Annotated in this window: 6 protein-coding genes and 1 pseudogene; 5 read left to right on the top strand and 2 right to left on the bottom strand. The window is 75.1% G+C overall.

Annotated features, from left to right (window positions below; translation table 11 throughout):
- Positions 1–264: 264 nt before the first annotated feature.
- Both ACWEVO_RS17495 and dxs read left to right on the top strand, forming a co-directional pair.
- Positions 265–1425, top strand: a complete 1161-nt coding sequence (locus ACWEVO_RS17495; protein WP_452308571.1) for an anhydro-N-acetylmuramic acid kinase — start codon at positions 265–267, stop codon at positions 1423–1425.
- A gap of 70 nt (positions 1426–1495) precedes the next feature.
- Complete coding sequence (gene dxs / locus ACWEVO_RS17490; RefSeq protein WP_452308570.1) at positions 1496–3442, top strand: 1-deoxy-D-xylulose-5-phosphate synthase; 1947 nt, start codon at positions 1496–1498, stop codon at positions 3440–3442.
- A gap of 66 nt (positions 3443–3508) precedes the next feature.
- On the opposite strand, the gene ACWEVO_RS17485 is transcribed toward dxs, so the two are convergent.
- The gene (locus tag ACWEVO_RS17485) at positions 3509–4702 is read right to left on the bottom strand and encodes a hypothetical protein (protein WP_452308569.1); all 1194 of its coding nucleotides are present in this window, start codon (positions 4700–4702) and stop codon (positions 3509–3511) included.
- A 229-nt stretch (positions 4703–4931) separates the two neighbouring features.
- Between ACWEVO_RS17485 and ACWEVO_RS17480 the strand changes: the two genes are divergently transcribed.
- Positions 4932–6824, top strand: a complete 1893-nt coding sequence (locus ACWEVO_RS17480; RefSeq protein WP_452308573.1) for a hypothetical protein — start codon at positions 4932–4934, stop codon at positions 6822–6824.
- Positions 6782–8581, top strand: coding sequence for a hypothetical protein (locus ACWEVO_RS17475; RefSeq protein ID WP_452308568.1), 1800 nt, complete (start codon positions 6782–6784; stop codon positions 8579–8581). Before ACWEVO_RS17480 ends, ACWEVO_RS17475 begins: the two co-directional genes overlap by 43 nt.
- Before the next feature lie 134 nt (positions 8582–8715).
- Here ACWEVO_RS17475 and ACWEVO_RS17470 read toward each other — a convergent pair whose 3' ends face one another.
- Positions 8716–10551 carry a hypothetical protein gene (locus ACWEVO_RS17470; RefSeq protein ID WP_452308572.1) on the bottom strand — a complete coding sequence of 612 codons (1836 nt, stop codon included), beginning with the start codon at positions 10549–10551 and terminating at the stop codon, positions 8716–8718.
- Between the two features lie 119 nt (positions 10552–10670).
- Between ACWEVO_RS17470 and ACWEVO_RS17465 the strand changes: the two are divergent.
- A pseudogene (locus tag ACWEVO_RS17465) lies at positions 10671–10905 on the top strand (hypothetical protein); the annotation flags it as partial.

Raw genomic sequence — 10905 nt, 5'->3', positions numbered from 1 at the left:
CGAGGACCGACGGGCTGACGCTCTTGGCGTCCGGGAGGGCGTTCGCGCCGAGGGCGACGAGACCGGCCCCCACGAAGGCGGTGGTCACGACCGCGCAACAGGAACCGGCCATTGGTGTTGCGTCCGTTGAAGCAGAGCAAAGGGACGGAGAAGGGGTCGGCCGGGGACGGCGGGCCGATCCCACCCACCGGTCCCACCACCGGTCCCGCCCGGGCCGGGCGCGGGCCGGGGCGCGGACCGGGGTCCGGGCGCTAGCCTGGCGCGATGAAGATCGTCGGGCTGATGTCGGGCACCTCGTACGACGGGGTGGACGTGGTGGCAGCCGAGTTCGCCCGGCACGGGGAGACGCTGCGGCTGCGCCCGCTCGGGCACCGCGGCCTGGACTACGACGACGAGCTGCGCGCCGCGATCGGGGCCCTGCTGCCCCCGGCGGCCACCACCATCGAGGCGGTCTGCCGGCTGGACAACCGGCTCGGCGAGGTCTTCGCCGAGGCGGCGGCGGTTGGCGTGGAGCTGGCCGGCGGCCCGGTGGACGCGGTGGTCTCGCCGGGGCAGACGGTCTTTCACTGGGTGGAGGCGGGCCGGGTCCGGGGCACCCTCCAGCTCGGCGCGCCGGCCCGGGTGGCGGCGCGGGTCGGCGTACCGGTGCTGCACGACCTGCGCTCGGCGGACGTCGCGGCCGGCGGCCAGGGCGCCCCGCTGGTGCCGGCCTTCGACGCGCTGCTGCTCGGCGAGGGGACCGCGCCGCGCGCCGCGCTCAACCTGGGCGGGATCGCCAACCTCACCGTGGTCGCCCCCGGCGCGCCCATCCTGGGGTACGACGTGGGCCCGGCGAACGCCCTGCTGGACGCCGCCGCCCGGCGGCTCCTCGACCGCCCCTGCGACCTGGACGGGGCCCGCGCGGCGGCCGGGCGGGTGCACCCGGGGCTGCTGGCGCTGCTGCTCGCCGAGCCCTACTACGCCGCGCCGCCGCCCAAGTCCACGGGCAAGGAGTTGTTCCACGCCGGCTACCTGGACGACCGGCTGGCCGCCCTGGGCGAGCCGGTCGCCCCCGACGACGTGCTCGCCACCCTCACCGAGCTGACCGCCCGGACCGTCGCCGACGCCTGCGACCGGCACGGGGTGACCGAGGTGGTCGCGGCCGGCGGCGGGGTGCGCAATCCCACACTGCGCGACCGGCTGGCGGCGCGGGGGGAGGGGCGCTGGCGGCTGCGCACCACCGACGAGCTGGGGGTGCCGGCGCAGGCCAAGGAGGCGTACGCGTTCGCCCTGCTGGGCTGGCTCTCCTGGCACGGGCTGCCGGGCGCGATCCCGTCGGTGACCGGCGCCACCCGAGCGGCGGTGCTGGGCGCCTGGACCCCGGCCGGCCCGGCCCGGGCGGCGACCCCGCCGACCCCGCCGCGGCGGCTGGTGATCGAGGGCTGATCCGGGTTTCCACCAGGGGAGATCCACGGCCGGGCTGCGGGCTGTCGGGCGGCCGATAGACTCTTTCGTCATGAGTGTTGAAGAGGACACGGCCAACCACGGCCGGCTGCTGGGCACCGTCCGCGGTCCGCAGGACGTCAAGCGGATGACCGCCGAGCAGCTGGACATCCTCGCCGCTGAGATTCGTGACTTCCTGATCGCCAAGGTCTCCCGCACCGGTGGGCACATCGGCCCCAACCTGGGCGTCGTCGAGCTCACCCTGGCGATGCACCGGGTCTTCGACTCGCCGCGCGACCGGCTCCTGTTCGACACCGGCCACCAGGCCTACGTACACAAGATCATCACCGGCCGGCAGGAGGGCTTCGACAACCTCCGCCAGCGCGGTGGCCTCTCCGGCTACCCCAACCAGGCGGAGAGCGAGCACGACCTGATCGAGAACTCGCACGCCTCCACCGCCCTGTCCTACGCCGACGGCCTGGCCAAGGCGTACGCGCTGCGCGGCGAGAAGCGGGCCGTGGTGGCCATGGTCGGCGATGGCGCGCTCACCGGCGGCATGTGCTGGGAGGCGCTGAACAACATCGCCACCGCCGGCAATCCGCTGGTCATCGTGGTCAACGACAACGGCCGGTCCTACTCGCCGACCATCGGCGGCCTGGCCGACCACCTCTCGTCGCTGCGGCTCAACCCCGGCTACGAGAAGGTGCTCGACACCGTCAAGGACGCGCTCGGCAACACCCCGTTCGTGGGCAAGCCGATGTACGAGGTGCTGCACGCGGTCAAGAAGGGCATCAAGGACGCGGTCGCCCCGCAGGCGATGTTCGAGGACCTCGGCATCAAGTACGTCGGCCCGGTCGACGGCCACGACGTCGCCGCCGTCGAGTCGGCGCTGCGCGCCGCCAAGAACTTCGGCGGCCCGGTGATCGTGCACGCGGTCACCCGCAAGGGCTACGGCTACCGCCCGGCCGAGGAGGACGAGGCGGACTGCCTGCACGGCCCCGGCGCGTTCGACGCCGAGACCGGTCAGCTGGTCGCCGCGCCGTCGGTGAAGTGGACCCACGTCTTCTCCGACGAGCTGGTCAAGATCGCCGACGAGCGTCCCGACGTGGTCGGCGTCACCGCCGCGATGGCCGAGCCCACCGGCATCGCCACCCTCGCCCGCAAGTACCCGGCGCGGGTCTACGACGTGGGCATCGCCGAGCAGCACGCGGCCACCTCGGCGGCCGGCCTGGCGATGGGCGGCCTGCACCCGGTGGTCGCCGTCTACGCCACCTTCCTCAACCGCGCCTTCGACCAGGTCCTGCTGGACGTGGCCATGCACAAGCTGCCGGTCACCTTCGTGCTCGACCGGGCCGGCATCACCGGGCCGGACGGGCCGAGCCACTACGGCATCTGGGACATGTCGGTCTTCGGGGTGGTGCCCGGCCTGCGGATCGCCGCGCCCCGCGACTCCGCCAGCCTCCGCGAGGAGCTGCGCGAGGCGGTGGCCGTCGAGGACGGCCCGACCATCCTGCGCTTCCCGACCGGCACCGTCGCCGCCGACCTGCCGGCCGTCCGCCGCGTCGGCAGCGTCGACGTCCTGACCGAGTCGGCGCGTACCGACGTGCTGCTGGTCGCGGTCGGCTCGTTCGCCGGCCTCGGCATGGAGGTCGCCGCCCGGGTCGCCGAGCAGGGCTACGGCGTCACCGTGGTCGACCCGCGCTGGGTCCGCCCGGTCCCGGCCGAGCTGGTCGAGCTGGCCGCCGCCCACCGGCTCGTGGTCACCGTCGAGGACGGCGTCCGGGTCGGCGGCGTCGGCGACGCGCTCGGCCAGGCCATGCGGGACGCCGACGTCCGGGTGCCGCTGAAGGACCTGGGCGTGCCGGCCGACTGGCACCCGCACGGCACCCGCGCCCAGATCCTGGCCGACCTGGGCCTCACCGCGCAGGACGTGGCCCGGGACGTCACCGGCTGGATCTCCAGCCTCGACGCCCAGCCCGTCGACCCGCACCAGCCCGACGAGGCCACCGCCAAGAACTGACGCGACACGCGGAACGGGCGGCCCTGCGCGAGGCAGGGCCGCCCGTTGGCGTCGAAGGGCCGGCGGTCAGCGGCCGCCGACCGACCGGTACCAGGTCTTCTCCGTACCCGCCAGGCTGAACGTCTGCTTGCGGTCCGGCTGCGGCACCACCACCAGGCCCGGCCGCTCCACCAGCCGCTGGGTGCCCGGCGGCGCGGCGAACGAGGCGTCCCGGTTGGTCCGCCAGCTCAGCACCGCGACGGGCTGCCCCGGCACCGGCAGGTAGTACGCCTGCAGCGTGGTGGACCGGTCGGCGGGGGAGACCACCGGGGTCCCGCCGTCGGCCGGGCGGTAGACCACCGCGGTCATCGTGCCGGTGGCGGTCTCCCAGCTCAGCTGCTCCAGGTCACCCGGCTCACCGCCGCCCAGCGCCACCTCGCCGAGGGAGCGGACCGCGATCTTCGCCATGGGCCAGGACTCCGGGGCCGAGCGGGGCGCGTCCCGGTCGCCGAGCCGGCGCGGCACGCTGCCGAACGGCCCCCTGGTGTCCGCCAGGTGGCAGGTGTCCAGGCCGGTCAGCGCGCGCCGGCCGGCGCCCGTCTCGTCGCGGACCAGGGGATAGCGGGGGTCGGCGGTGGCCGTACCCAGGTCGAGGACCCGGTCCGCGGCCCGGCCGCGCGGCAGCGACCGGGTGGCCCGCAGCGTCGCGGTCAGCTCCACCGCCTGGCAGGCCGGTACGGCGACCGGCTCGGTGATGCCGTCGGTGGTGGCCAGCGTCCGCCCGTCCGGGCCGAGCAGCCGCTGCACCCGGGCCGAGGTGAGGTAACGGCGGCCGTCCGCGGTCCGGACCGGCAGCACATCGGAGTAGACCAGGTAGCCGGGGTCGGTGTACTCGCTGGCGCGGTCGACCCGCCAGCGATCCCCGTGCCGGGCGAGTTGCAGCAGCCAGGAAGCGCTCTCGCCGGGCACGTCGGCGGCGACCAGGGCCAGCGGAGTGCCGGCGACCTCGCCGGCGAAGAGGATGCCCGAGGACGGCAGGTGCGCCCGGTCGTCGACCGGTGAGCGCCAGTCCCGCACGACCCGGCTGATCCCGGCCGTCGCGGCGGCGTCCTCGGCCAGGTTGCCGCGCGCCGGCCAGACGGTGAGCGGCCCGTCCAGGCTGTCGTAGCCGACCCGCAGCTCCGTGGACTGCCGTGCGGCGACCGGCTCGCAGCCGGTCGCGGCCAGCAGCAGGATCAGCAGCGCGGTGGCCGTCGTGCCGCGGCGGCGGACTGAAACCACCTGTACGCCCCCGATCCGGTCGTTTTCGCGAAGCCACATGGTACGAGACGCGGGGCGCTCCGCCCGCAACCGCCTCACCCTTCCGGAAGCGACCACAGAGGACAGCGGTGCGTCTTTCCTGGCCATTTTTCGGCTCCGGTAGACTCCGCCGACTGTGACGCCTGCCGAGCCCCGTGGCGACTCGCCGCCGGACCCCGACGCCCCGACGGGCTCCGCCTCCGTCACCACCGTGGCCCCGGCCGCCCCCGAGCCACCCACCGCCCCGGAGCCCGCCGCGACGCCCGAACCGGCCCCGGCCGCTCCCGTCGAGGCCGACGCCGCGCCCGTCGCCGACCCCGTACCGGCCAGGTCGGACGCCCGGCCGGTGGCGCGGCGGCGCCGGAGCTGGACACTGCGCCGGATCGATCTCGCCGTGCACGCGGTCTTCCTGCTCGCCGCGCTCTGGGTGACCAGCCGGATCTGGGCCGACCCCGCCGGACGGGTGGCCGCCCTCTACAGCAGCGACCCGGCCCAGGTGCAGTTCTTCCTGGCCCACTCGGTCCGCGTGGTGCTGCACGGCGAGTTCCCGTTCTACACCGACCAGTTCAACTATCCGGACGGGGTCAACCTGATGGCGAACACCGCCATCCTGGCCCTGGGCATCCCGATGGTGCCGGTCACCCTCCTGTTCGGACCGGCGGTCTCCTTCGTCACCCTGGTCACGCTCGGCCTGGCCGGCACGGCCGCCGCCTGGTACCGGGTGCTCTCCCGGCACGTGGTCCGGCTCCGGCTGGCCGCGGCCGTCGGCGCCTGGTTCTGCGGGTTCTCGCCGGCGATGCTCTCGCACGCCAACTGGCACCCCAACATCATCTCCCAGTTCCTGCTGCCGTTCATCGTCTGGCGGGTGCTGGTGCTGACCCGCTCCACCCGGCCGGTCCGCGACGGCGCGCTGCTCGCCCTGCTGGTCACCGGGCAGGCGTTCATCAACGAGGAGATCCTGCTCTTCACCGCGCTGGCCTGCGGCGTGTTCCTGCTCGCCGTGCTCGCCCAGCGGCGTGACCTGTGGGCCGCCGCGTGGCGTCCGCTCGCCGCCGGGCTGGCGGTCTGCGCGGTGCTCGCCGGCGCGCTGCTGGCGTACCCGCTGTACGTGCAGTTCGCCGGGCCGATGGCGTACCACGGGCTCAGCGACACCGTGCGCGACTACGGCAACGACATCGCGGCCTTCTTCGCCCCCGGCTCCACCACGCTGGGCGGCAACGAGCGGGCCAACGTGAACCTCGCCCCGAACTACTCCGAGGAGAACGCCTTCTTCGGCTGGAGCCTGTCCCTGCTGACCGTCGGCATCGTGGTCTGGCTGCGCCGGGAGGTGCTGGTCCGGGCGCTCGCCGTGACCGGGGCGCTGTTCGCGGTGCTCTCGCTCGGCGAGCGGGTGTCCTGGTGGGACCGGGACCTGTTCACCGGGCCGTGGGAGTTGCTGGTCCACCTGCCGCTGCTGGACGCGGTGGTGCCCACCCGGTTCGGCCTGATCACCGGCGTGGTCATCGGGGTGCTGCTGGCGTTCGCCGTCGAGCGGGCCGCCGCGCTGCGGCTGCCCGACCGGCGGACCATCCGCATCGTGACCGTCGCCGGCCTGGTGCTCGCCCTGCTGCCGATCGCGCCGATGCCGTTGCAGGTCACCAGCCGCCCGCCGGTACCGAAGTTCATCACCGCCGACCGCTGGCGGCAGTACGTCGGGCCGGACCAGACGCTGGTGTCGGTGCCGGTGCCGAGCATGGGCAACACCGACCCGATGCGCTGGGCGGCCAGCACCGACCTGGCCTTCAAGATCCCCGGTGGCTACTTCCTCGCCCCGCGCAACGGGGTCACCGGCGACCCGGGGCGGTTCGGCGGGCGTCCGAGCGGCATCGGCGACCTGCTGGAGGAGGTCGCGGCGACCGGGCGTACGCCGAAGTTGGACGACCGGCAGCGCCGCCGCTTCCTGGACGAGCTGCGCCACTGGCGGGCCGCCATCGTCGTGCTGCCGCTGAACGAGCCGAACGCCGAGCCGCTGCGCCGGACCGTCGAGCAGCTGCTCGGCCCGGCCCGGCAGGAGCTGGACGTGTGGTTGTGGGACGTCCGGACACTGACCAGCCAGTCGGCCTGACCCCGGAGCCGCCGCCCGGCCTCGCGCCGCCGGCCCGGCGGGACCCCCGTCGCCGGCTCCGCCCGGCCGACGCGCTGGTCGTCGTCGGCTACCTCGGCCTGGCCGTGCTGCTCACCGCCGGGCAGTGGGGCCGCCCGGAACGGCTCTTCCACCAGGCCGGCGACCAGATCCTCTTCGAGTGGATGCTGGCCCACGCCGCCCGGTCGGTCAGCGAGGCGCAGAACCCGCTCTACAGCACCGCCCTGAACGCCCCGGACGGGGTGAACCTGATGGCCAACACCTCGGTGCTCGGGCTGGGCGTGCCGCTGGCCCCGGTCACCCTGCTCGGCGGGTCCCAGGTGGCCTTCCTGGTCGCCGTGGTGGCCTGCCTCGCCGGCACCGCCACCGCCTGGTACGCGCTGCTCCTCCGCCGCGTGGTCCGCTCCCGGGCCGCCGCCGCGGTCGGCGGGCTGTGCTGCGGGTTCGCCCCCGGCATGGTGTCGCAGGCCGGGGCGCACCTGCACATGGCCGCCCAGTTCCTGGTGCCGGTGATCCTCGCGCTGGTGTTCCGCCCGCGCACCGACCGGATCCGGCGGGACGGGGTGCTGCTCGGGCTGGCGGTCGCGTACCAGGTCTTCCTCGGCGAGGAGCTGCTGGTCTTCGTCGCCCTCGCCGCCGCCGTGTTCGCCGGGGCGTACGCGCTGGCCGACCGGGCCGCCGCGCGCCGGCTGGCACCGGTGCTGGCCCGCCGGCTCGGCATCGGGGCGTTGGTCGCCGGGGTGCTGCTCGCGTACCCGCTGTGGTTCCAGTTCCATGGCCCCGGCCACTACACGGGCATGCCGTTCTACACGCGGGGCTTCCGCCTCGACGCGGCCTCGTTCACCGCCGCCGCCCGACAGAGCATCGCCGGGGACGGCTACCGGGCGGGGCTGCTGTCGCCGAACCCGACGGAGCAGAACTCCTACTTCGGGCCGTTCCTGCCGTTGCTGGCCGTGCTGGTGGTGGTCCGGCTGTGGCGGCGGCCCCTGGTCCGGGCCCTCGCCGCCTGCGGGCTGCTCTTCGCCCTGCTCTCGCTCGGCACCACGATCGTGGTGAACCGGCACGACACCGGGCTGCCCGGCCCGTACCGGCTGCTCACCGGGGTGCCGCTGCTGGACCTGGTGGTGCCGGCCCGGTTCGCGCTGGTCTGCGTACCGGTGCTCGGGGTGCTGCTGGCCCTCGCCCTGGACCGGGTGCGCCGGCGTTCCGTCCGGACCTGGGCACCGTGGGCCGGCGCAGTCGCCGCCGCGCTGCTGCCGCTGGTGCCGACGCCGATCCGGACCGTGCCGGCCGTACCGGTGCCGGCCTTCGTCGCCGGCGGCGACTGGCGGGCGTACGTCCCGCCGGGGCGGACGCTGGTGCCGGTCCCCCCGGTAACCGGGGCGGCGGTGAGCCCGGGCACCCTCTGGTCGGCCCGCACCGGGCTGGCCTTCACCGCGCCCGGCGGCTTCTTCATCGGCCCCCGCAGCTCGGACGACCCGACCGCGCGCTGGGGTGCGCCGGACCGCCCCACCTCGGTGCTGCTGCGCCAGGCCGCCGAGACCGGCCAGGTGCCGCCGATCGGCGCGGCGGAACGCCGGCAGGCGGTCGAGGACCTGCGGCACTGGCGGGCGGCGGTGCTGGTGCAGGCCGGCTCGTCCCCCGGCGACCCGGTCCGGGCCACCGTGGACGCCCTGTTCGGCCCCGGCCGGGACGTGCCCGGCGCGCACCTCTGGGACGTCCGCCCGCTCGTCGGCTGAACGCCGCGACGGTGCGCGGCCGCCGCCCGTTCAAGGTCGCGCTCGAACATGGACGTAGTGGCATCCGGCGCGCTCCGACACCACTCGATCGAGGATCGAGCGCGATCCCGGGCGCGGGTGCGGGCGGGCGCGAGTCAGACGCGGTCGCGGACGTCCCAGAGCCAGACGTCGTCGACCCGCTGCGGCGGGCCGAGCAGCGACGTCATCAGCTCGCGCAGCACCCCCTCGCTCGGGTTCGCCCCGAGCACCACCACCGACGCCTTCCAGAAGCGTAGGTCCTCGAGCGCCTGGCGACGGTTCTCGTCGGTGATCGCCGGGACCCTGCCGGCGTCCATGGTGGAGTAGATCAGCGTGCTGGTCGGCCGGTTCGGCGCGCCGAAGACGCCCTCGCCGTTCTCGTTCGGGCCAATGAAGTAGCCGGCCGGGATGGGGAACTGCAGCCCGGTCAGCGCGCTCCAGCGCAGCGTGGGCAGGCCGTGCACGTTGCTCGGGATGGGCACCGGCACGAGGGTGCGGCCCGCCGGCACGTACGGCCGCCAGGTGCCGGCCGTGATGAAGTGCGGCGGCGGGTCGATCCGCTGGGCCGGCAGCGGGCGGGGGAAGAGCGGCAGCAGGGCGGCCACGATCGCCACGTACCCGAGACCGCGCAGCCAGCGCCGGCGCGGCCCGGCGGGCGCCGGCGTGGCCTCGGCGGCGGCGCGCGGGGCCGGCACCACCGGTCGGCCGGCCCCGGCGAGCGCGTTCCAGGCCAGCGCCAACAGCACGCCGACCGCGCCGGCCACCACCAGGGTGAGCCGGGTCGGCATCATCATCTCGACCAGGGGCAGGTTGTCCGGCACGTACGCCCAGGGACCGTCGACGGTGGTCTCCACCCCGTTGAAGCGCAGCTTCGGGCCGAGCGCGGCCACGGTGAAGACCAGCACCAGCACGGCGACGATCCGGGCCGGCAGCGAGCGGCGCACCAGCAGCACCAGGGCGACCAGCGCGACCAGCACCAGCGGCCAGCCGAACCAGCTGTTCTGCTCGGTCAGCCCGATGGTCTTCTCCACCGCCTCGTCGCCGGCGACGGTGTCCCGGGCGAAGGTGACGAAGGCCATCAGGTCCTCGCCCCAGCTGTGGAAGACGCCGCCCTGCAGGCCCCGGTAGGACTGCGGCCCGTTGAACTGGTACCAGATCGGGTACGCGGTGAGCGCCACGGCCAACGCCGCGCCGATGCCACCCGCGGCCAGGAAGGTGCCCGCCTGCCGCCCCGCCGCGCGCGGCCGCTGCACCACGTACGCGAGCACCACCACCAGGCAGGCCAGCGCGGTGAGCAGCAGCATCTCCTCGTTGATGAAGATCTGATACGCCACCAGCAGGCCCAGCGCGATCCCGTTGCGCAGCCGGCGGCCCGGCTCACCGAGCCGCAGCACCCGGACCACGATCAGCGGGAGCAGGAAGTTGGAGACGAAGTTCGGCTGCCCGTTGGCGTGGTGCACGATGCCGGGGGCGAAGCCGAGGAACGCGCCGCCGACGAAGGCCGCCCCGCGGGACCGGACCAGATGCCGGGAGAGCATCCAGTACGAGGTGGCCGCCGTGGCCGACAGCGCCGCGCCGAGGTAGAGCGCGTACATCACCTGGGGGCCGAACAGCAGGGTGAGCGGCGCCAGCGGCAGGGTCACCCCGAGCAGCGAGGTGTTCGCCATCATGTTCACCCCGTCCGGGGCGTTCTGCCGGGCGGTGAAGAGCGGGTTCTCCAGGTGACGGACCGAGTAGGCGCCGTGCGCGAAGAGCCACTCGAACCAGCTGTGGTCGGTCGGCAGGTGCGAGGAGACCCGGTGCTGCACATCGCCCCAGTAGTTGAGGCAGACGAGGACACCGAGCAGCGCATAGGCTGCGAGCGCCAGCACGTCGCCACGGGCCGGCCGGCGTCGGGGCCGGCGCGGCGGGTCCGCCACGACGGGCTCGGCCGCGACGGGCGAGGAGTTCAGCGAAGGGTCTACCACCGGCACAGCCACGACGGGCCATCGTACAGGCGGCACGGCGTCGCTCCGGCCGGCCGGTGACCCGGTGGGGGCCCGCCGGGGTGCCGGCGCGGAGAGGGGTGGCCGTGACCATCATCGATCTGGGTGAGCTCCGCGACGACGTCACGCCCGATCCGCCGACCCGGCGCCGGCCGCCCGGCGGCCGCCCGTACCGCTTCCTCGCCGCGCTGGCAGTGGCGTTGGTCACCGTCGCCGCCGCGGCGCCGCTGCCCGCGCGGGTGACGGCCAGCGTGCCCGGCGGCGGGGGCCCCGCGACCCTGGGGGGGGGCGGCCCGGGGTGCGGGGGGGTGGCGGCCCCGC

Source organism: Micromonospora sp. NPDC003776 (assembly GCF_053605645.1).
The sequence above is the reverse complement of the archived record's forward strand: the minus strand, read 5'-3'. Positions and strand labels throughout refer to the sequence as shown.